18 protein-coding genes are annotated in these 21422 nt (G+C 54.8%); 9 read left to right on the forward strand and 9 right to left on the reverse strand.

Features of this window, described 5'->3' with window-relative positions:
• Positions 1-29: 29 nt before the first annotated feature.
• The 7 genes from PYL13_RS13860 to PYL13_RS13890 all read right to left on the reverse strand — a co-directional run bounded on the left by PYL13_RS13860 (position 30) and on the right by PYL13_RS13890 (position 7884).
• On the reverse strand, positions 30-1148 hold the full coding sequence (locus PYL13_RS13860; protein WP_250981982.1) for a DUF2333 family protein: 1119 nt from the start codon (positions 1146-1148) through the stop codon (positions 30-32).
• The gene (locus PYL13_RS13865; protein WP_275641712.1) at positions 1141-2439 is read right to left on the reverse strand and encodes a DUF6638 family protein; all 1299 of its coding nucleotides are present in this window, start codon (positions 2437-2439) and stop codon (positions 1141-1143) included. Before PYL13_RS13865 ends, PYL13_RS13860 begins: the two co-directional genes overlap by 8 nt.
• Entirely contained in the window at positions 2436-4358 is a 1923-nt protein-coding gene (locus tag PYL13_RS13870) for an AAA family ATPase (protein WP_275641713.1), read from the reverse strand. Before PYL13_RS13870 ends, PYL13_RS13865 begins: the two co-directional genes overlap by 4 nt.
• Positions 4359-4362: 4 nt before the next feature.
• Positions 4363-5466, reverse strand: a complete 1104-nt coding sequence (locus tag PYL13_RS13875) for a hypothetical protein (protein WP_259144802.1) — start codon at positions 5464-5466, stop codon at positions 4363-4365.
• Positions 5467-5533: 67 nt separating this feature from the next.
• Positions 5534-6622 (reverse strand): hypothetical protein, encoded by a 1089-nt coding sequence (locus PYL13_RS13880; protein WP_250981985.1) that lies wholly within the window; start codon positions 6620-6622, stop codon positions 5534-5536.
• 121 nt (positions 6623-6743) lie between these two features.
• A complete protein-coding gene (locus PYL13_RS13885) occupies positions 6744-7193 on the reverse strand; it encodes a pseudoazurin (protein ID WP_259143704.1) in 450 nt (149 codons plus the stop codon).
• Positions 7194-7302: 109 nt separating this feature from the next.
• Positions 7303-7884, reverse strand: coding sequence for a thymidine kinase (locus PYL13_RS13890; protein ID WP_275641714.1), 582 nt, complete (start codon positions 7882-7884; stop codon positions 7303-7305).
• Positions 7885-8140: 256 nt separating this feature from the next.
• On the opposite strand from PYL13_RS13890, the gene PYL13_RS13895 reads away from it, so the two are divergent.
• The 4 genes from PYL13_RS13895 (at position 8141) to PYL13_RS13910 (ending at position 11816) form a co-directional block, all read left to right on the forward strand.
• The gene (locus PYL13_RS13895) at positions 8141-9097 is read left to right on the forward strand and encodes a choline ABC transporter substrate-binding protein (protein ID WP_275641715.1); all 957 of its coding nucleotides are present in this window, start codon (positions 8141-8143) and stop codon (positions 9095-9097) included.
• Between the two features lie 62 nt (positions 9098-9159).
• The gene (gene choW / locus PYL13_RS13900) at positions 9160-10044 is read left to right on the forward strand and encodes a choline ABC transporter permease subunit (RefSeq protein ID WP_250982397.1); all 885 of its coding nucleotides are present in this window, start codon (positions 9160-9162) and stop codon (positions 10042-10044) included.
• A complete protein-coding gene (choV, locus tag PYL13_RS13905) occupies positions 10041-11087 on the forward strand; it encodes a choline ABC transporter ATP-binding protein (protein ID WP_192488370.1) in 1047 nt (348 codons plus the stop codon). Before choW ends, choV begins: the two co-directional genes overlap by 4 nt.
• A gap of 411 nt (positions 11088-11498) precedes the next feature.
• Positions 11499-11816 (forward strand): ArsR/SmtB family transcription factor, encoded by a 318-nt coding sequence (locus PYL13_RS13910; protein ID WP_192488369.1) that lies wholly within the window; start codon positions 11499-11501, stop codon positions 11814-11816.
• 235 nt (positions 11817-12051) lie between these two features.
• Here PYL13_RS13910 and PYL13_RS13915 read toward each other — a convergent pair whose 3' ends face one another.
• On the reverse strand, positions 12052-13212 hold the full coding sequence (locus PYL13_RS13915) for a DUF3095 domain-containing protein (RefSeq protein WP_441296666.1): 1161 nt from the start codon (positions 13210-13212) through the stop codon (positions 12052-12054).
• A 264-nt stretch (positions 13213-13476) separates the two neighbouring features.
• Between PYL13_RS13915 and PYL13_RS13920 the strand changes: the two genes are divergently transcribed.
• A complete protein-coding gene (locus PYL13_RS13920; RefSeq protein ID WP_275641717.1) occupies positions 13477-14583 on the forward strand; it encodes a branched-chain amino acid ABC transporter substrate-binding protein in 1107 nt (368 codons plus the stop codon).
• A 118-nt stretch (positions 14584-14701) separates the two neighbouring features.
• Positions 14702-16396, forward strand: coding sequence for an adenine deaminase (gene ade / locus PYL13_RS13925; RefSeq protein WP_275641718.1), 1695 nt, complete (start codon positions 14702-14704; stop codon positions 16394-16396).
• Between the two features lie 47 nt (positions 16397-16443).
• Here ade and bglA read toward each other — a convergent pair whose 3' ends face one another.
• A complete protein-coding gene (gene bglA, locus PYL13_RS13930; protein ID WP_275641719.1) occupies positions 16444-18108 on the reverse strand; it encodes a beta-galactosidase BglA in 1665 nt (554 codons plus the stop codon).
• 169 nt (positions 18109-18277) lie between these two features.
• On the opposite strand from bglA, the gene PYL13_RS13935 reads away from it, so the two are divergent.
• The 3 genes from PYL13_RS13935 (at position 18278) to PYL13_RS13945 (ending at position 21387) form a co-directional block, all read left to right on the forward strand.
• Positions 18278-19198, forward strand: coding sequence for a sugar kinase (locus tag PYL13_RS13935; RefSeq protein ID WP_275641720.1), 921 nt, complete (start codon positions 18278-18280; stop codon positions 19196-19198).
• 108 nt (positions 19199-19306) lie between these two features.
• A complete protein-coding gene (locus PYL13_RS13940; protein ID WP_275641721.1) occupies positions 19307-20356 on the forward strand; it encodes a bifunctional monoglucosyl/glucuronosyl diacylglycerol synthase in 1050 nt (349 codons plus the stop codon).
• A 281-nt stretch (positions 20357-20637) separates the two neighbouring features.
• The gene (locus PYL13_RS13945; RefSeq protein WP_192488363.1) at positions 20638-21387 is read left to right on the forward strand and encodes an SDR family oxidoreductase; all 750 of its coding nucleotides are present in this window, start codon (positions 20638-20640) and stop codon (positions 21385-21387) included.
• The last annotated feature ends 35 nt before the right edge of the window (positions 21388-21422 follow it).

The raw sequence follows: 21422 nt of genomic DNA on the forward strand, positions 1-21422 counted from the left end.
CAGGCTTCCCCATGGCAGGATTATGGTTTTTAACGATCCAAAACGGAGCGCAGTTCGACAAGGTTGGAGCGAACACGCAACACGTAAAAGCCCATTGTCGCCAAGTGCGATGGCATAAGCCAGCCGCTTTCCTCGCCGTTGGAAATGATCGCCGGCTGAATGCGCAGTGCCGCACGGGTCTGCACCAGCGTGTCATTCCACAGGGTTGTCAGGTTGCGTTCACGGATAACCTGCGAGAAATCGGCACCAGCAGCAGACAGAACGCCGTAATAACCGTAAAGCTGGCCATAAGCGAACCAGAAGCGGTCATCCGCACGAGTGTCAAACCAGCCGCCATTATAGTTTTCCGATCTTTCACGCAAAATGGCAGAGGTCGAGCCAATGTCACCGGCGATACGATCGATAAACTGAATCAGGTTGTCGGCACGTCCATCAAATACCGCATTGCACGCCACCAGTTCGGTGTTGAATGCCTGGAAGCTGCGGATAGCAGAACGGTAATAGCTTGGTGTTGGCGTTTTGGGACCGAATGGATCAAGACCGAAATACCAGGAATATTCACTAAACTGCATGTTGCCACGCGCTTCCTGAAGATTGGCATTGATGCCCGAAGTGCCGCGAACGCGGCCCAACGTATCAACGAGCTCAACCGACGTACGGCGAACGGCCTGGTTCACACCACGCTGGAAGGATGCCTTATTGTCGAGAAATGGCGTATTGTCCCAATCCATGCCGAACAGGCCAAAACGGTACAGCAGCATTGAGGAAATCCATGCATTCTGATTGACGTTAAAGTCTGTCAGATCAGCAGCGACATCGACGATTGCCGAACGCTGGCACGTGCGGGCCGCACCATCAGTGGCTGGCAACTCCTGCCCTGCCGGAACAGTTCTTTCAGCGAACTTATAGGCCGCGATGTAGTCCGGATCAAAATTAGTCCAACGCTGTGTCTGAATGATGAAATAGCCGTAGGACACGACCAGCACAGCCAGACCCGCAAGGACGATGCCCTTCACTGTCCATGTGCGTTGATTATACCAGCCATGCGCGGCCATAAAAGGCCACAGCACCCAGGCAACTGCGATGCCGACCCCTCGACCTATGGCACTGAAAAGCCGTTGGAAGAATGTGATGATCGGATCAAGCATGGTTATCTTCTCCTATGCCATAAAGTCGCTGGCGAAACTCTCTTTTGTCTTTCAAATATGTTCCGGTCAGTGTCGATACAACATACTCACGAAACTTTTCAGAATATCGCTCATAAGAAGCATAAAAACCCTGCTTGTCGAAGATAAACCGCGAAACAAAGTCCGCAGGCACCATCTGGGCGATCAACCGGTTGACCAGCCATTGGTCGGCATGCTCGACGCGAGCGCGCACCAGCATGAACCGCCATTCGGGTTTCACATCCTCCATGCGGATGCTGCCGGTGCTGGAAATCTTGCGCATCGCATCCTGCAAAAACGGATAGGCACCGTTACGGGTCACAGTCGCACCATTCATGTGCAACCAGGTCTGCATCCAGATCGGGTCCGCCATCAGCGTGCCAGCATCAGGTGCTGCATCATTGACAAGCTGCTTCAGGATCATGTCCGAGCGGTGCCTGAGCAGTCCAGAGGTTTCAACCCAACTGGCCCGTGGCAGTTCTACCCGCCCGGTTTTTGCCAGGAAGTCATAAACTCGTTGGTGGTCATCAATGGCAATATAACTAACCTGCCACGGGCGCGAACGACGGAAACCCGGCGCCTTTGCGTCACAAATAACCGTGGTGTTGCGACCATCGAGGAAGATGAACACGCCGCCAAAATGATTGGCCCAGAACGCATCGTGGCGGAAAACCAGCTGATCCGGCACCAGCCGGTTCTGGCGGATATCGCCGGTCAACTTGGCGAGCTCCACCATGCGGTTAAGCATGTCGTCATCACGCCAGGCATTTTCGTCGCTTTGCAGCCGGTCCACCAGTTGCCTCAGTTCCGCCGCCTTGGCCAGCACGTTTTCAGTCGAAAACATGCGGAAACTGACTTCGTTTATCGACAGCAGATCCTCAAGGCTTTCAACAATAGAGACGCTGTCTTCAATCTCGCCAAACAATGCATCCTTGATGGTTATGGCATTGATTGAGCGGGTGTTTGCCGCAAAAAACTCATGCATCAAACCGGCGGTATTGGAAAAGCTGGTATGTACAACCGGCAGGTTTTCCTGCTCCGGCGTCATGATGATGAAACGGCGATTGACCCGGTTGGGGTCCAGATAGTCCTTGTCGCCAAGCTCATCGGCAATTTGCGGAGAAAAGCCGGTCATGTCGATTTCAAAGCTGTCGAGCGTGGTTTTACGCAGACCAAACCCTTCCAGCGCCTTGTTGTAGCGCTCGACCAGATGTGGCTCGGCAATTTCCAGCAACCGCCCGTAAATCAGTTCTGTTTCGAGCAGACGGTTCATTGTGACCACCGTCCGTCACGTTTCATCGCCTCGATTTCAGCAATCGCCTTCTCACGCTGACGTTCACGGCGGATGATATCCGTCACCGCCGCATCATCGGACTTATCGGTGTAGCGGAATTCGCTGTCTGCGTAACGATTGATCTCCTGAAGGATCATATCCATCGTCACCGGGCCACGCAGTTCGGCAATCATCGCCTTCTTGTCATCATAGGACTTGTGCATGAAAGCGTCAGGCGTTTCAAACCACGCGTCCGGCAGTTCCACATCCATCGCACGCATCTTGATGGCATCAGTAATGTTCTTGATGGCACGACCGGTAAAGCGCGGCTCGGCCAGCTTGATCATATGCAGATAGGCACCGATATCGGCCAGCGTCTGAATGCGGCCATGTTCGCGCTCATAACGTTCCCAGACGGCAACCAGACCGTCTTCTTGCGGCTGGCTGTGTTTTTCATAAGAGCCGGAAACGGCCTTCTTGATTTCCTGATCGGCAAACAGCGCGTGCTCGCCCAGCGGAATGGAGTGGTTCTTACCAACCAACAGAGAGAAGATATCAATGTAATCGTGCTCGGTCTGTGGGCCATCCACCAACCAGCGCGCCCCTGCCCGCTGGCGCAGCGCGTCATCGACATTTTCCGGATAGTTGGAGAACATGCCGAAAGAGCAATTGCCGCGAACGACAGTCGAGGCACCGGCAAAACTCTCCATCAGTACTGCTGTCACTTCATGCTGACCGGCAGAGGCACGGTCATCAGAACGTTTTGCTGCAACCTGGTCGACATCATCAATGGTACCGAAACCGATTGCACGTGGGTTCATCACATTGTTGATGAACGCCTTGGCGTTCTGCCCCGACTTGCCCTGATAGGACGAAATCTGGTCCACGCCGAAGTTTTCGTAATGAAAGGTGTAACCGGCAACTTCACAATAATCGTTCAACATGCCAGCTAGCATCTGAATCAGAATGGTCTTGCCCGTCCCCGGCATGCCATCACCAATGAAGGTGAACAGAAACCCACCCAACTCGACAAACGGGTTCATCTGTCGGTCAAAGTCATAGGCCATCATCATCTTGGCCAGTTTCAGCGCCTGATATTTGGCAATGTGGTTGCCAATGATCTCTTCCGGTTTTTTGAAGCTCATCGAAAGCGGCTTGCGCTTCTCACCCGGCGTCACATCAAAACCATCCAACGTGAAATCATCCTGATCCACGCGGATATGGTTGTTTTCAAACACCGAAAGCGCCGTGAAACGTGCCTTACGTGTCAAAAGCCCCTGAATCGCATCCCGCGCAAAGGCCCGGCTGCGCGCCACAAGGGCGGCCTCGTCTGCGGCCCCTGACAAACCTGCGTCCAGCCCGGACAGCATGCTCTTCATCGCATCCTGCGGTGTATCGAACAGGAAGTCCGGTTCTCTCGTATCATCAACCGGCTCACCGTCGCCCGGCAAGGTCGAATGCAGATAGGCACCCAGCGTAAAGGCGGCAACGTAGGACGAAGCGGAAAGCAGCGCCTTGAAATGCTCGGCATCGGCGCCGGACAATGGCGCAGCACGATTGCGGGCCTGCAACTGTTCCAGCGCCGTCTGTCGCGCAAATATATCCGCCACCGCCAAGGCAATCTGCACACCACGCCGCGCACGGTAAAGCACCGTGTGCTGCAGCGGAGAAAGCATCGGATCAGATGACTTTACCGCCTGAATAGTCCGCGCCAGTTCCACTTCACGGGTACTGCGCACCGAAGTTGTCGACACGGTTGAAACAAACCGCCTGCCGGTTCCGGCCAAAGCAGTACCACTGCCCTGTCCGTTGCCACTGTCCAGCACGATGAATTTTGTCACCAGACTTTGTGCAAGGGTCAGATGGCTGGCAATCTCATTTTCATGGATAGTCGTCAGTCCGGCATTCAAACTGTTCATCGGATCAAACCTCGCTTACCACCTGACGACCGGAAATTACGTGAACCTTGTAATTGCCGAAGATTGCGGTTGCCTCACCTGCGGCATAGAGCGCTTGATAGGCTTCATGCGGCACCAGCGCGTGTTTTTCGTAAGCGCTCACACCCATGCGCGCCGCTTCCAGATCATTGGTTTCGATATGGAATTCCTGAACGGCCGGCGTGGAAGAGAAAAAGCCACGCGATGCGGGACGTTCGTTTTTCGAGAATATCTCCTGCATCGTCCAGCTCATCAGCCAGGCATTTTCATCTCTGCGAACCTTGGAGAGAATATCGTTGATCCGGGCATTATTTTCGGTAATGCCGGATGAGTAAAACGGGCCAAGCACGATACGGCGCAACAGCTTGGGATGCAGCGTCTCGAAATCCTTGTCGAGATTGGACGCAATGGTTGCGGGCGTTAAGCCATAGGCTCCGTTGCGGACAATAAAATCGTCAAACCGCGTTGCCAGTTCCGGGTTCAGCAAACCACCGATTGGCAAAGGAATATCGACATCTTCTCGCAACTTGCCATCCGGTCCCACCAGCAACCGGTCAACATTTTCAGACGAATCCTCAATGGTGGCGATATAGATCATCGGCAGTGTCTGCGGTCCGTCGAACACGCCCCATGTCACCACATAAACCGGACGAGAATTTTGAGGATTGACGGACACATGAATGGTTTCGGGCAACACGAAGGGTGAGAAGATCTCACCTTTACGGATTTGCTGCAGGTAAAGCCGTTCAGCCATCTGCGTTTGCAGCGTTGCCGGGAATTCCCTGTGGCGCAAAATGAAATCGGCCATTTCGCTGCGCAGAACGTCGGGTTCCGGAATGGAAGCCAGCCGCTTTTCGGCACCATTGCGATCGTTTTCCAGTTCCAGAACGCTTTGGAAAACCGGGAAGCCGCTTTCAGCTCGCGAAATACGAAACTGCTCCATGAACCCGACGCGGTTCTGCCAGCAGGTGAAGGAGTTTCGCAGCCGTTCGATGTAAGGCAGCAACAAACGCCCCGCCAACCCGCTGCCCGGAAGCATCAGGTTGGGTTGCGAAAAATAAACATCCATGCCGTTCAGCGCCGCGGCCATGGTATTGAAATACTGCGTCACTGCGGCATTGTTGGCGGAAGGTAGCAACGGAAAACCCCAGTTTATCTTACTGCTTCACGTAGTTAGCCGAATTGTGCTTGTCGAGTACCGCCTGGAAACGGCGCGAGAACGCCTCGTCTGCCAGCTTCTTGCGTCGCTGGATATCCTGGGTCGAAAGCATGTTCTTCTCATGCATTTCCAAGAGATCGCCAATATGACGCTGTGCGGCAGAGCCGATACCCGCCATTGTTTCCGCAGCGGCCGCATCCACCTGCGTCCCGAGCGTGTTGATCTTGTGCGCAACGTCCTGCTGGGCGGCGGTCTTCAAGCTGTCCTCAAGCGCCTTGTAGAGAACGATACGCTGCTCGGTATCGATGGTCAGCTTGTTGATCAGCGTATTTTGCGCGGCAATCTGGTTGTTGAGCGAATCCACAAAGGTCTGGAACATCGAGGTGTAACGCTCCAGCGTCTGGCTTTCGGCCAGAAGTTCCTGCTCTTTTGCCTGCGCAAGATTATATTCCGTGGCAAGCTTGGAGCGCTGACCCTCAAGTTCTGTGCGCTGCGACTGCTCGGTGGAGGCCGCAATCTTGTTTTCAATATCAAGCAGCGCCGGGTTCAACTGTTCAATTTGCTTCTGGGTCGCTTCCAGCAATGCGATCGTGCCCTTGCGGCGCTCGATCACCTGCACAAGGCTTGCCTCAGACGAAGAATAACGCTGGTCGAGAACGCTCTTTTGCTCCTTCAAAATGCCAACAATGCTGTCGGACTTGGACAAGAGTTCCTGAAGATTACCGGCCAGCGACATGTTGCGAACACGCTCAGTGCGCATGCGCTGGGCCTTCTGCTTTGAGAAAACGCCGATAAATTTTTCATAACCGGTGTAGTTCTTCATGCTTTCGAATTCGCTGCCAAACACGTTGGTCGCATCCTCAAGCCCGATGATGAGGTCGGCAATGTTTGCTTCCATCACCTTCTGCTGGGTCAGAACGTCCTGAATACGCGCATTTTCAATATCGAAATTCACATCGCCAAGCTTGGTGTCTGCCTTGGAGAACTGATCGAGCACCACGCCCGACTGCTCAAGTTTCGCACGCATGTCGTTGACCGCAACTTTGGTCTTTTCGATTTCGGTATCGAAGGATTGCAACGTAGCCATATGAGTTTCTCTCCCCAAACGATGAACAGCAAAAAGGCCGCCTTTCAGATTGAAGGCGACCTTATAGAAAATATCAGCTTTGGAAACTGCAAATTCAAGAGATTGCAGTTAAATCACAAACTTAGAGGCCGAGATTGGCAATCTCTGCATCAAGACGTTCACGTGCCTTCTTTGGCAGTTTACCGGTCTTGATGGCGTCGAGGTTTGCTGGCGCATCACCGGCAACTATGAGTGCAACCATGCCCATGCCAAGGTGCGGGGTGCATTTCACGACGAAAGCGCCTTCCTTGTCGATGGTCACTTTCAGCGTTTCGTTCATCTTGCCTTTGAACTCGGTTACACCTTCAGGGATCATGCCCTTGACCGCAGCGGCGTCATGTCCTTTGTCGACCGGCACGAACACGATGACGTCGCCGACATTGGCCTTAACGGCCTGCGGCTCGAACACCATGGCGTCGCCATTAGCGCCCTTGTTCAGCATCTTGACTTCAATTTCGGCGGCAAGAGCCGGAAAGGCGAACAAGCCGGCAACGGCAACGGCGCTGACAAGACGAAGGAATTTATTTTGCATCTTTTGCACTCCTGAGCGAAGCCGCACCCTGCGGCGTTGAGTGCGTGATACCGCGAAGATGCTGTGCACTCTTTGACCAAAATCAAACACAGAAAACTATATGCGGCGCTCAGCTTTCCTTGACAGCCTCCACCCAGTGGCGACGGCAGAATGAAACATATTTCTCATTGCCACCGACATCGATCTGCGCACCTTCCTTGATGACCTGGCCAGATGCATCATAACGGGCAACCATTGTCGCCTTGCGGCCGCAATGGCAGATGGTGCGGATTTCACGCAACTCATCGGCAATGGCCAGCAATTCCTTCGAAGATGGAAAGAGCTTGCCCTGAAAATCGGTGCGCAGGCCGTAGGCCATCACAGGAATGTTCAACTTGTCGGCAATATCGGCCAACTGCCAGACGTGATGTTCCGACAGAAAATTGGCTTCATCGACAAAGACACATGCCACAGCCTCATCTGCATGGAGTTTTTTCACTTCTTCGAAAATGTTGGTTTCCGGGTAAAACAACAGCGCATCAGAGCAAAGTCCGATTCGCGATGCGACCCGGCCGACGCCTGCGCGGTCGTCAAAAGAGGCGGTAAAAATCAATGTGCGCATGCCGCGCTCATGATAATTGTATGAGGCCTGTAGCAGCATGGTCGATTTGCCGGCATTCATCGCGGCATAATTAAAATAAAGCTTGGCCATGTCGTCTCCGGCTGAAATGTAACAAGGCGCCAACACGCCAGATATTCGTCTGCGTAAGGCTTTTGGCGTCCCACAACCGGAATGGGAAGCGCAAAGCATCAAAAACCACAGGATTTATCGGCCAGTTTTGCCAGCAAAATGTTATGCACGGCAAATCATGTCGCAAATAAAGTGAGCCCGCACGCAAATGCGCATGAGTTGATTGTGTCGGGCATATATTGATAATGGCACGGGAACAAAAAACAGGAAGTACACAATGCTTGTCAACAAAAGGCGCTGTCTTGCCCTCGCCGCAGCAGTTTCAATCTTGGCTTTTGGCGGTGCAGGAGCCCAGGCGGCAGAGCCTGAAAGCTGTGCAACAGTTCGTTTCTCCGATGTCGGCTGGACTGACATCACCGCAACAACCGCAACAGCTTCCGTTCTTCTGAAAGGCCTTGGCTACCAGACCGACGTGAAGATCCTCTCTGTTCCAGTCACCTATACGTCTTTGAAAAACAAGGACATCGACGTTTTCCTCGGCAACTGGATGCCGACAATGGAAGCCGATATCGCGCCTTTCCGTGACGACAAGTCCGTGGAAACAGTGCGCGAAAACCTGGCAGGCGCGAAATACACGCTCGCCACCAATGCCAAGGGCGCCGAACTCGGCATCAAGGACTTCAAAGACATCGTCACCCACAAGGACGCGCTTGAAGGCAAGATTTACGGCATCGAGCCAGGCAATGACGGCAACCGCCTGATCCTCGGCATGGTCGAGAAGGACACATTCGGCCTGAAAAGCTTCGAAGTGGTGGAATCTTCCGAGCAGGGCATGCTGTCCCAGGTGGCACGCGCCGACAAATCCGGCCAGCCCATCGTCTTCCTCGGCTGGGAACCGCACCCGATGAATGCCAACTTCAAGCTGACCTACCTCTCGGGAGGCGATGATGTATTTGGCCCGAACTTCGGTGGCGCTACCGTGCACACCAATGTTCGCGCCGGTTATACGCAAGAATGCGCCAATGTCGGCACGTTCCTTAAGAACCTGCAGTTCTCTTTGCCGATGGAGAACGAGATCATGGGCAAGATTCTGAACGACGGACAGGACCCGGAAGCTGCCGCAACCGCATGGATGAAAGCCAATCCGACAGCAATCGAACCATGGCTTTCCGGCGTCACCACCTTCAAGGGTGAAGAAGGCCTGCCTGCTGTAAAAACTGCTCTCGGCCTCTAAAAAACGCTGGATGGAAATCCTGTTGAAACTATAACCGGCCATCGCGGTATGGCCGGGTTTTTATAAGATATTTTATCACGAAAGGCTGTCTTTCTGTGGAATGGATCAGCGCATCTGAAAACCGTCTTCCTGTCGGACGTTATGCAAAAGACGCGATCGACTGGCTGACGACAAATCTGGCTTTCTTTTTTGACTGGCTGTCCTTCATCCTGAAGAGCGTCGTTGACGCGTTGCTGTTTGTTTTACAGGCGCCGCATCCGTTGCTGATCATTGCCATCATCACCGCGCTGTCCTGTTGGGTGCGCCGTTCGATTGGCGTACCGCTGTTTACGGCGCTCGGACTGCTGCTGATCGTCAATCTCGGCTACTGGAAAGCCACCACAGAGACGCTTGCACTGGTTCTGGCCGCAAGCGTTGTCTGCATGAGCATCGGTGTGCCGCTCGGTATTCTCGCCGCCCGTCGCAAATGGTTCTACGTCATTCTGCGTCCGGCATTGGACCTCATGCAGACCATCCCGACCTTCGTCTATCTTATTCCGGCGCTGATCCTGTTCGGGCTTGGCATGGTGCCCGGCTTGATCGCTACAGTCATTTTTGCCATTCCGGCCCCCATTCGTCTGACCCGGCTCGGCATTATCTCGACGCCGCCTGCCCTGGTTGAAGCGGCCGTCGCCTTCGGCGCGACACCGGCGCAGGTGCTGCGCAAGGTCGAACTGCCTTTTGCCATGCCGCAGATCATGGCCGGCCTGACGCAAACCATCATGCTGTCATTGTCCATGGTGGTCATATCAGCACTGGTGGGCGCCAACGGCCTTGGCGTTCCCGTCGTCCGCGCATTGAACACCGTTAATATTGCCATGGGCTTTGAGGCCGGTCTCTGCATCGTGATCCTTGCGATCATTCTCGACCGTCTGTTTCGCCTTCCAGGCTCGGAGGACGAGGCATGAGTGACGCAATCATCTTCGGCAATGTCGATATCATCTTTGGTGACAAACCGGAAAAGGCCCTTCCCCTGATCGACCGCGGCAAAAGTCGTGACCAGATCAACCGCGAAACAGGTCTTGTGCTGGGCGTCGCCAATGCCTCGCTGAGCGTCAAGGAAGGTGAAATTCTCGTCCTGATGGGTTTGTCTGGTTCGGGGAAATCCACCTTGGTGCGCGCCGTAAACGGCCTGGCACCGGTCGTGCGCGGCAATGTCAGCGTTCGCACCGACGATGGTTATGTCGATCCTTACAAGGCATCGCCTCGCGTACTGCGCGCGTTACGCACGCACACGGTGTCGATGGTGTTCCAGCAGTTCAGCCTGCTGCCCTGGCGCAATGTTGCAGATAATATCGGCTTTGGTCTGGAACTGGCCAATGTGCCGGAAGCAGAACGCAAACAGCGCGTCGCCGAGCAGCTTGAGTTGGTCAAGCTTGAACAATGGGCAAACCGCAAGGTTGGCGAGCTTTCCGGTGGAATGCAGCAGCGTGTTGGCCTTGCCCGCGCCTTTGCAACAGGCGCACCAATTCTGTTGATGGACGAACCGTTTTCCGCTCTCGATCCACTGATCCGCAGCCGCCTGCAAGATGAACTGCTCGAATTCCAGAGCCGCTTGAAAAAGACCATCCTGTTTGTCAGTCACGATCTCGACGAAGCATTTCGTATCGGCAACCGTATTGCCATGATGGAAGGTGGCCACATCATCCAGTGCGGCACACCGCAGGAAATCGTCAAAAATCCGGCCACCTCCTATGTCGCCGACTTCGTGCAGAACATGAACCCGATCTCGATGCTCACCGCAGGTGACATCATGAAGCCGGGCATATCGGAGCAGACAGGCAAACGTTCGATTTCCGGCACGGCGCGCGCCTCCGTTCCGCTCATCGACATTCTCGACGCTTTGAGCAAACATCCGGGCATGATTGGCGTGGTTGAAAACGGCGCCATCATTGGCACGATATCAGCAGATGATGTGGTGAGCGGACTGACACGGCACCGTAATCGCTAACGGCGTGACACTGATTCGCAGGTGATTCCACATCAGGACGCGGCGCTCTGTGGAATATGTGACATGTCTTTTTTATCATCAATAAAAAGAATATACGCAAAAATTCGCAGTTGTAACGTTTCAGTAGATGAAATGACCTAGCTGGAAAAATCACATAATTTGTACACCGCACCGGATGAAACCGGCAAACCCAGCAAAAAATGGCATTTTCAAGCCCGAAACCGGCAAATAGAGTACGTTTTCTTAACAAAATTTGCTGATAAACTATTTTTACATGATAATATAAAACGAAACTAATAAAGTGGTCCTATACCTTAGATTTAGGTATATACAACATTGTGTCCATCTTGCTAAATTGGGCACATCAAATTTAATAAGCCAACGTGACGCGTTCGCAGGAGAGCCTCGCATATGAATACCCAATCTCTTTCAGAGCAATCCAACGCGGCTGCGGGGCTTTTGTCGGCAATGGCAAACCCAAAGCGGCTGATGATCCTTTGCAGCCTTGTCGAAGGTGAAGTCCCCGTTGGTGTTTTGGCAACACAGGTTGGCCTTAGCCAGTCCGCTCTGTCCCAGCACCTTTCCAAGCTGCGTGCACAGAGGCTGGTTAAAACCCGTCGCGACGCACAGACGATCTACTATTCCAGCTCGTCTGAAGCTGTGAAGAAAATCCTGGCTTCGCTTGAAGAGATTTATTGTCAGCCGCAGAGCAGCAAGTCTGCCGCCTGAATGATAGCGCGAACATTGCAGCTTTCTTGTGAAAGAAGTCTGCAAAATAATTGCGCCAAATAAGTGTATTTCGATGAAAGCGGTCATTTTTAATGGCCGCTTTTGTCATTTATAGCCTAACGCAGAATAAATATTCATTTCAATCGATATAAATCACATTTTTTACTTCACGTTACGTGAGGTCATAGTCACGGTTGACGGCTGCCTTGCCTCAACGCCAGTGGATTTACGCCATTTAAGCCATTTGCGCCTTGAGGCGGCTTGCCGCCGTGGCGTAACCGCCTGAAGCACCATCGACAAAATGCATGTGATCGTGACTAAGCGCAGTTGGCACGATACAAGTCATCAACGCTGCGTCCTGTTCGTGCATACCGTAATAACAAACGCCGTCGTCCGCCGCCTGCTTTAGCGTATCCTTTATACGAGCGAGACTGGATACCGAGACATCCACAGTCATTTTCAACCCGTCATCGAACTTACGGAAATCGGTATTGCTGGCCACTTCTCGCTTATAGTTTTCCGCATTAAAGCGTCCCAGCGATGCCCCGAAGGCATAAAGCACACGCACCAGAAAAACTTGGCCCAGAATAGACAGGGAGTGCCGCAGCCGCGCGGTCAGATCGCCTTGAGCGGATTGCGCCCGCGCCTCCATGCCGAGCCCCTCGCGCACAAAACCGAGCTCCGGCCCATCCACGGGCACAGGATGCCCTCCTCTGCCATCTTCATTGGCAAGCATCACCACCCGCGCCACCAGCTTGCGAAAGGCGGTTGGGTCAGCTTTGGGGTGTGGAATGGCAATGATAGAAACAATCTGACCGTGGTTGGATTTGATCGGGTTCCAGCGACAGGAAAGCCCGGTCAAATCCGGCCGCGAACCAGAGGCGGCAGCTTCAATCGTATAAAGCCCTTCCTTCATGCGGGCTTCTGCCCAGCTATTACCGCCGCCCGAAAACATAGCATATGTCGCATGTTCGCTGGCCCGGTAACGGGCGACCCGTACGTCAAGACCATTCGCCCTGATTTCTGACACCGGCACCAGTGCTGCACGTAATCCCAGATCCATATCGTCACGCACCCAGCTTTGGGCACGAGATAGCGCTTCCCGCGCTTGATCAAGACCGTCGGGCGGGATTGCAACCACGGCGCCATCGCCACCAAACACGAATGGAAGGTCGGCCTTGCCAAGCACGTTGGCGATGGCCGAGATGACGCCTGCACCCGCCATGTTGACGGCCTTGTAGCGCCCGCTTTCAATTGCCCCGGTAGAGTCGATAATATCAGCAACCGCAAGCGCCCAGCCATCTGGCAATGGCAAGTAGAGGGACGCGTCTGCCACATCCTCGAAATCGAGAATAACAGGCAGCTTTTCAAGGAAATCGTCTGTGGTTTGGCTCATCACTGAAATATCGGTCCATTTCAGTTCAAACACCAGAGGCTGCATGGGAATATTTATCGTGTCGAGCCGACGAAAGAAGCTGTCCAAGATACCACAAACAAAACAATAATCGGCACGAAATGCCTTGTGGAATCGTGGTCTAATTTCCTAGACTGCGAACCGGATGCTGCCGAACGCAAAAATGAACGGAGCGACCGACGTCTGGTGGCGTAAAAACCGTCCAGACCACAAACGGGCGAAAAGCCCACCCCAAGGAGACAGCACATGAAAACTAAGCTACTGGCAAGCGTCGCTCTCGCCGCCTCGTTCGCCTTCGCGCCTCTGGCGCATGCAGAAATCGTAATCGGCCTCATCGCCCCGTTAACCGGCCCGGTTGCCGCTTATGGCGAGCAGGTCAAGAACGGCGCACAGGTTGCCGTGAACGAGATCAACAAGAAGGGCGGCATTCTCGGTGAGCAAGTCGTGCTCAAGCTGGCGGACGATGCCGGCGAACCAAAGCAGGGCGTTTCTGCCGCCAACCAGCTGGTTGCTGAAGGCATTCGTTTTGTCGTTGGTCCTGTAACGTCGGGCGTTGCCATTCCAGCATCTGACGTCTTTGCTGAAAACGGCATCCTGATGGTGACGCCGACTGCAACGGCTCCAGACCTGACCAATCGTGGTCTCACCAACATTTTGCGCACCTGCGGTCGCGACGATCAGCAGGCTGAAGTTGCAGCTGCTTATGTCATCAAGAACCTCAAGGACAAGCGCGTTGCCGTGCTGAACGACAAGGGCGCTTACGGCAAGGGCCTGGCAGACTCCTTCAAGAAGACCCTGAACGCCGGTGGCGTAACGGAAGTGTTCGATGACGCCCTGACACCAGGCGAAAAGGATTTGAGCGCGCTCGTTTCCCGTCTGAAGTCTGAAAAGGTTGATGTGGTTTACTTCGGTGGTTATCACCCTGAAGCTGGCCTGCTGGTTCGTCAGATCAACGACGCTGGCGCCAAGATCACCGTAATCGGTGGCGACGGCCTCTCCAACTCCGAGTTCTGGAACATCGGCTCTGAAGCAGCTGCTGGCACCGTTTTCACCAACGCTGCTGATGCCCTGAAGAATGCAGACTCCAAGACTGCAGCTGATGCGCTTGCTGCTGCAAACATTCCTGCGGAAGCATTCACCCTGAACGCCTATGCTGCAGTAGAAGTTCTGAAGGCAGGCATCGAAAAGGCTGGTAGCGCGGAAGATTCCGAAGCAGTTACCGCAGCCCTGAAGTCGGGTGAACCTGTTGCAACAGCAATCGGCGCCGTGACCTACGGTGAAGCTGGTGACCTGACCTCGCAGGCATTCTCGCTCTACAAGTGGGAAGGTGGCAAGATCGTTCCAGCTGAATAAGCTGCAACTTTCGTCACTTACGACACAGAAAAGCCGGGCGTTGCAAAGCGCCCGGTTTTGTTTTTTAAGGAATTGTTCTAGTTTGAGAATCCATATTTTTTGAACAGATGAGGCTGCCGTGACTGCTACTCTTGAAAACAGGATCGATCAGGGCACAGGCCGCCAACCGGCAGATATCGTTCTGAAAGGCGGCCGCTTTTTCGATCTGGTCACCGGTGAGCTGGTGGCCTCAGACATCGCGATCTGCGGCAATACCATCGTCGGCACCTGCGACGACTATGTCGGAAAACAGGAAATCGACATCACCGGCAAGATCGTCGTCCCAGGCTTCATCGATACACATCTGCATATCGAATCCTCACTGGTCACACCGCATGAATTCGACCGCTGCGTGCTGCCCTATGGCGTGACAACAGCGATCTGTGATCCGCATGAAATCGCCAATGTGCTGGGCACGGAAGGCATTCAGTTCTTTCTGGATTCAGCGCTGCAGACGGTCATGGATATCCGCGTGCAGTTATCATCCTGCGTGCCGGCTACCCATTTGGAAACCGCAGGTGCGGATTTGCCGATCGAACGGCTTTTGCCGTTCCGCAGCCATCCCAAGGTCATCGGCCTCGCCGAATTCATGAATTTCCCCGGCGTCATCCACAAAGACCCGGTTTGCATGGCAAAGCTCGAAGCCTTTCAAGGCCAGCATATTGATGGCCATGCCCCGCTTCTGTCTGGCACCGCGCTGAATGGTTACCTATCGGCTGGCATTCGAACCGAACATGAATGCACCAATGCACCTGAGGCTTTGGAAAAGATCCGCAAAGGCATGCACATTCTTGTGCGCGAGGGTTCCGTCTCCAAGGACCTGCACGCCTTGATGCCCATCATCACCGAACGCCTGTCGCCCTATCTGGCGCTCTGCACCGACGACCGAAATCCGCTAGACATCGCCGAGCAGGGCCATCTGGACTATATGATCCGCACGGCAATTGCCCATGGCATTGAGCCTCTGGCGATCTACCGTGCGGCTTCTATCTCCGCAGCGCGCGCCTTCGGCCTGCGCGACCGCGGCCTCGTCGCACCCGGGTGGCGCGCCGATCTGGTGGTCCTGGACAGCCTTGAAAACTGCAAGGCGGAAATGGTCTTTGCTGCCGGCAGGCGGGTATCCGACGCGTTGTTTGATGCCCGTAAACCAATTGAACCCGTCGGTCTGGATAGCGTGAAGGCAAGGCATGTTCTGGCTTCACATTTTGGCGTGCCGGTCAGCGAAGGTGAAACACCCGTCATCGGCGTTATGCCGGGCAAGATCATCACCGAACATCGCCGTTTCCGCCTGCCCTCCAGCGGCAATCAGACGGCCGTTGATCTTGACCGGGATATTATCAAGGTCGCTGTTATCGAGCGCCACGGCAAGAACGGTAACCATGCCAATGGTTTCGTGCAGGGATTTGGTCTGAAGAGCGGTGCGATCGCTTCTACGGTCGGTCATGACAGCCACAATATCTGCGTGGTTGGCGTCAATGAAGACGACATGGCGCTTGCCGCCAACCGACTGGGTGAGATCAAGGGCGGTTTTGTTGTGGTCGCGGACGGCAAGGTCACCGGCGAAATTGCCTTGCCTATCGCTGGTCTGATGAGCCTCGAACCGTATGAAAGCGTGCGCGACACGTTGCACACATTGCGCCAGGCGGCTTACGCACTTGGCACCACGCTCGAAGAGCCGTTCTTGCAGGTGGCATTCCTACCTCTGCCGGTCATCCCTCACCTGAAGATTTCAGACAAGGGCATGGTCGACGTGGATAAATTCGCCCTCATATGAATGGGCTGCTTTAAAGGGTCGAGCGAAGTTGCCTTCGCTCACCTCCGTCAAGCGATCAGCGCAGAAAAACCGTCCAGCCCATCCAGCTTGACGACCTGCTGGTTCAGCGTTGCGGAGAAACCGGGCATTGGCAGGATATCTTTCACCACGACGCCTTTCGGCAGCAGGAAATCGATCGGCTCTCGCGTCAGGTTGAATACGAAAAGCAGGCTCTCGCCGGCCTTGCTGCGGGTGAATGCTAGAACATCCTGATTGCTATCAAGGAATGTCATGTCACCATCAATCAGCGGACCATGGCTTTTGCGGAACGCCAGCGTTTCCCGGTAATGATGCAGCACCGTGTCCGGCTTGCGCTCCTGCCCGTCCACCGCCAGCAGACCATGATCATAGGGCACCGGCAACCACGGCTTTTCCGCCGTGGAGAACCCGGCATTGGGGCTGCCTGTTTCCCAGACCATTGGTGTGCGGCATCCATCCCGGCCCTTAAATGCCGGCCAGAAGCGAATGCCATAGGGGTCACGCAAATCCTCAAAGGCAAGTTCGGCTTCCGTCAAACCGAGTTCCTCGCCCTGATAAAGGCAGATAGAACCGCGAAGGCTGGCCAGCACCGAAAATGCCAGTTTGGCAATATGCTCGCGCTCCGCACCGCTTTCGGTGAAACGGCTGACATGCCTGACGACATCATGATTGGAAAAGGCCCAGCACACCCAACCATCCGTCACAGCCTTGTGGAAACCATCGACCGAGTTGCGAATGTGCTCAGCGGTAAAATCCGGGCCTAGAAGGTCGAAGGTGTAACACATGTTCAGCTTGTCATTGCCGGATGTGTAGGCCGCCACAGTTTTGAGTGACCGCGCACCGTCGCCAACTTCACCCACCGTCATGCGGCCGTCATAGCGGTCCAGCAGCGTGCGGAACCGCTTGAGAAACTCGATATTCTCGCTCTGGGTCTTGTCATAGAGATGGTTCTGCATGCCGTATGGATTGACATCAGGCGCATCCAGACCAAAAGCGCCTTCTTCATCCAGCGGCGGGTTGTTGCGCAGCGCCTTGTCGTGAAAATAATAATTCACCGTGTCCAGACGGAAGCCATCAACGCCGCGATCCAGCCAAAACCGGACAGTGTCCAACAAGGCATCCTGCACTTCCTTGTTATGGAAATTGAGGTCAGGTTGCGAGGTTAGGAAGTTGTGCATGTAATATTGCTTGCGAACGCCGTCCCACTCCCATGCTGGTCCGCCAAACACTGACAGCCAGTTGTTGGGTGCAGTGCCATCCGGCTTCGGATTGGCCCATACGTACCAGTCCGCCTTGGAGTTCGTCCGGCTGGCTCTGCTGTCCACAAACCACGGATGCTGGTCGGACGTGTGGGATATCACCTGATCGATGATCACTTTCAGTCCAAGACGGTGTGCCTCGGCCACCAAAATATCAAAGTCATCCAGCGTGCCGAAAAGCTTGTCGACGTTGCGGTAATCGGAAACGTCATATCCCATGTCCGCCATGGGCGAGGTAAAGAATGGCGATAGCCAGATACCGTCGACACCAAGAGATGCAATATAGGGCAACCGCTTCGTCACGCCGGGAAGATCACCGTAACCGTCGCCGGTCGTGTCCTGAAAAGACCGTGGATAGACCTGGTAGATAACCGCTCCCCTCCACCAGTCTGCATTGATAACGGGCTTGATAGCGGAGGTATTCGGTTGCGTCATGAAAAGGCTCCCTGAAATAGTGAGGGTAACGATATAGGCGCGCCTCCGATCCGTAAACCACACTTAAGATTGAACAACGCAGAGGCCGCAAGAAAATGCCTTTGCCCTTGTCAGCCGGGCCAAGGCATCGTAATGGCCACACGTTCAACATATGCGGGAGGACATGGTTTTGGGCGGACGTTTTCTTTCAATCGGCGAATGCATGGTGGAACTCTCGCAAGCTGGCGACAATCTGCTGCGCAAAGGTTTTGCCGGAGATACGTTCAACACCGCATGGTATGCCCGCGCCTGTCTGTCCCGTGATTGGTCGGTCGATTATTTCACAGCACTGGGTGACGACCCACTCTCCGAAGAGATGCTGGCCTTCATCAAGCAGGCCGATATCGGCACTGACGCGGTAACCCGCATTCCCGGCGGCACACCCGGCCTTTACCTGATCAACCTCAAGAATGGCGAGCGCACCTTCAGCTACTGGCGCGGCATGTCCGCAGCCCGGCAGCTTGCCGCAGATGCAGACCACCTGCGCCGCACGATGGACGCCGCCGACCTCATATACTTCTCAGGCATTACGCTGGCGGTTCTGGCAACCCCTGCTCATGTCGAAACATTCCTGTCCGAACTGCGCCGCGCCCGTGCGGCGGGCAAGATCGTCGCCTTCGATCCCAACATCCGTCAGCGCCTGTGGGCCAACAAAGATGTGATGTTGCAGACAATCACCGATGGCGCACGCGCCGCCTCCATGGTCATGCCAAGCTTTGATGACGAAGCCACCAATTTTGGTGACGCATCGGTTGAAGCAACGATTGAGCGCTATCGCAGCCTCGGCGTTGCAAACATCGTGGTCAAGGATGGCGCAGCAGGTGCGACGCTGGACTTCGAGGGCGTACGCAGCTTCGCGCCCGCCCATGAGGTCAGCGATGTCGTTGACACGACCAGCGCTGGCGACAGCTTCAACGGCGCCTTTTTGGCACGTCTCCTGTCCGGCGCGACACCTCAGAATGCGGCGGCATTTGCCGCCAAGGCAGCAGCAACCGTTATTGGCCATCACGGCGCCCTCATAAGCCCTGATCTGCTGCCTCTCATGGGCTAACAAGCCTGCCGTTGCCCTGACATGATCCTGTAACACGCGCACGCCATAGAGGGATTAAATCCCGCAGGCGGATTCGCAAGCGCGGGTAAAAACAGGATCGGCGCAGCAATGACGAGAATTACCATTGTCACGGATGCCTGGCACCCGCAGGTCAACGGTGTGGTCCGCTCGATTGAAAACACCAATGCGGAGTTACAGCGCATGGGTGTTGAGGTGTGCATGGTCACACCGCAGAGCTTTCACAACGTGCCCTGCCCGACCTATCCGGAAATTCGTCTGTCGGTCACAAGCTACCGCCACGTTGCGCAGGAAATCGAAAAAAGCCAGCCATCCTATGTGCATATCGCAACAGAAGGCCCGCTTGGTTTTCTGGCGCGCCGCTGGTGTATCAAGAACCATATGCGCTTCTCCACCAGCTACCATACCCGTTTTCCGGAATATGTGGCAGCCCGTTTTCCCGTGCCGGAAAGCTGGCTTTATGCCTTCGTGCGCTGGTTCCACAATGGTGGCAATGCCTGCATGGTGGCCACACAAAGCCTTGAAAACGAATTGAAAGATCGCGGCGTTCGCAATCTCAAGCGCTGGAGCCGCGGCATCGATCTGGCGCAATTTCACCCACGCCAGCGACGCGACGCGCCGTTTGATCTGCCGCGCCCGATCTTCATGACCGTTGGTCGTGTCGCCGTTGAAAAAAACCTGCCGGACTTTTTGAAGCTCGACCTGCCCGGTTCCAAGGTGGTGGTGGGTGATGGCCCAGCCCGCGCTGATCTTCAGGCACAATTCCCAAACGTTCACTTCACCGGCACCAAGACAGGTGAAGACCTGGCCGACGCCTATGCGCAGGCTGATGTGTTCGTGTTCCCATCCAGAACAGATACCTTTGGCAATACCATTCTCGAAGCACTGGCCAGCGGCGTGCCGGTTGCAGCCTATCCGGTCACCGGCCCAATCGATATTATCGGCCCCAATTCCAAGGCTGGTGCCCTGAACCGCGATCTGCGGCAGGCCTGCCTGGATGCGCTGGATTGCTCGTCAAAGGACGCCATAGCACTTGCCAGAACCTATTCCTGGGAAAAGGCATCCAGGCAGTTTCTGGACAACGTCACGGCTGCCGCCAACAATTGCCTTCCAGATTTTCGAGCAACGCCGGCGGTCTAGGATCGCCTGTCAGCAGATTGCGAAATGAAGTGCTGGACGAAACGCTTGCGGGCTGTCACAAGACGGGCTGGACGCGACTGCCGTTATTGAGAACGGGGTCGGGCTGCTGATTGACGTCAGGCGGCTGCCACGAGATCACGATGGCCGTCCAACTTAATTTACTCCCTTTGAAGCTCCGTTTTCTAAACGCCCTTGTTATGTGTGCAGCATGTAGCAATTCATGTGCTCGGCCCTATATAGAGAACCGTAGCTGATTGCGTAATAAAAACAGGGCCATGCATATGAAAGACCTCCAAGGAAAAACCGTTGTTGTCACCGGCGCAGCACGAGGATTGGGGGCGGCCTTTGCACTTGCGTTTGCTGATGCCGGTTGTGATCTGGTGCTTTGTGGCCGGCGTCTTGCCGACCTTGAAGACATGGCCGACATCATCACAAAGCGTGGCGGCACGCCCCCTTTAGTTGTCGTGCTTGATCTTGCCAATTCTGACAGTGTAAGCCGCGCGGTCACAGAGATCACTGAACGCACATCCAAGGTCGATATTCTGATCAACAACGGTGCCATGTGGCTGGAAAGCAGCGATACGCCTTACGCCGCAGATGCCGTACTGACCACGATCAACGCGGCAATATCAGGCACATTTCTGTTCACACAAGGCTTGTTGCCACGCCTGGAAAGCTCAGACAGACCAGATGTCGTCACGATAGGGTCAATTAGCGGCCTGCCCAATGCCGCACTGCAGAGTGTGTCGGTACCGTTTTATGCAGCCAAGCGCGGACAGACCGCGTTGGCTGATGGTTTCCGGCAGAGTTTTGCTGGCACAAGCATTCGCTCGATCGCCGTTCACCCGCCATACCTCGATGATGCACGCCCTGATCAGGACGATTGGCAGCAGGCGGCAGAGCGCCAAAAGGGTGAGCGCGGAACCAGCCGTGATGTAGTGGAAGCGGTGCTCTTTGCCGTGACGAGACCACGTCATGTGACGCTGAACATCACGATTGATACGGATGATGGCGGTCTGTTTCCCGCTTAAGCCAGAGATCGAGACGATCGCGCCGTGTGAACAAA

It is taken from the genome of Agrobacterium sp. Azo12, assembly GCF_029193765.2.
GTDB lineage: Bacteria > Pseudomonadota > Alphaproteobacteria > Rhizobiales > Rhizobiaceae > Agrobacterium.

Bases quoted from the DNA above. Each gene is read 5' to 3' on its own strand.
- PYL13_RS13945 (WP_192488363.1), top strand. From the start codon at position 20,638: ATGAAAGACCTCCAAGGAAAAACCGTTGTTGTCACCGGCGCAGCACGA.
- PYL13_RS13915 (WP_441296666.1), bottom strand. From the start codon at position 13,212: ATGAGCCAAACCACAGACGATTTCCTTGAAAAGCTGCCTGTTATTCTC.
- PYL13_RS13890 (WP_275641714.1), bottom strand. From the start codon at position 7,884: ATGGCCAAGCTTTATTTTAATTATGCCGCGATGAATGCCGGCAAATCG.
- PYL13_RS13940 (WP_275641721.1), top strand. From the start codon at position 19,307: ATGACGAGAATTACCATTGTCACGGATGCCTGGCACCCGCAGGTCAAC.
- PYL13_RS13875 (WP_259144802.1), bottom strand. From the start codon at position 5,466: ATGGCCGCGGCGCTGAACGGCATGGATGTTTATTTTTCGCAACCCAAC.
- PYL13_RS13865 (WP_275641712.1), bottom strand. From the start codon at position 2,439: ATGAACCGTCTGCTCGAAACAGAACTGATTTACGGGCGGTTGCTGGAA.
- PYL13_RS13870 (WP_275641713.1), bottom strand. From the start codon at position 4,358: ATGAACAGTTTGAATGCCGGACTGACGACTATCCATGAAAATGAGATT.
- PYL13_RS13860 (WP_250981982.1), bottom strand. From the start codon at position 1,148: ATGCTTGATCCGATCATCACATTCTTCCAACGGCTTTTCAGTGCCATA.
- bglA (WP_275641719.1), bottom strand. From the start codon at position 18,108: ATGACGCAACCGAATACCTCCGCTATCAAGCCCGTTATCAATGCAGAC.
- PYL13_RS13885 (WP_259143704.1), bottom strand. From the start codon at position 7,193: ATGCAAAATAAATTCCTTCGTCTTGTCAGCGCCGTTGCCGTTGCCGGC.
- PYL13_RS13895 (WP_275641715.1), top strand. From the start codon at position 8,141: ATGCTTGTCAACAAAAGGCGCTGTCTTGCCCTCGCCGCAGCAGTTTCA.
- choV (WP_192488370.1), top strand. From the start codon at position 10,041: ATGAGTGACGCAATCATCTTCGGCAATGTCGATATCATCTTTGGTGAC.
- PYL13_RS13880 (WP_250981985.1), bottom strand. From the start codon at position 6,622: ATGGCTACGTTGCAATCCTTCGATACCGAAATCGAAAAGACCAAAGTT.
- PYL13_RS13920 (WP_275641717.1), top strand. From the start codon at position 13,477: ATGAAAACTAAGCTACTGGCAAGCGTCGCTCTCGCCGCCTCGTTCGCC.
- PYL13_RS13910 (WP_192488369.1), top strand. From the start codon at position 11,499: ATGAATACCCAATCTCTTTCAGAGCAATCCAACGCGGCTGCGGGGCTT.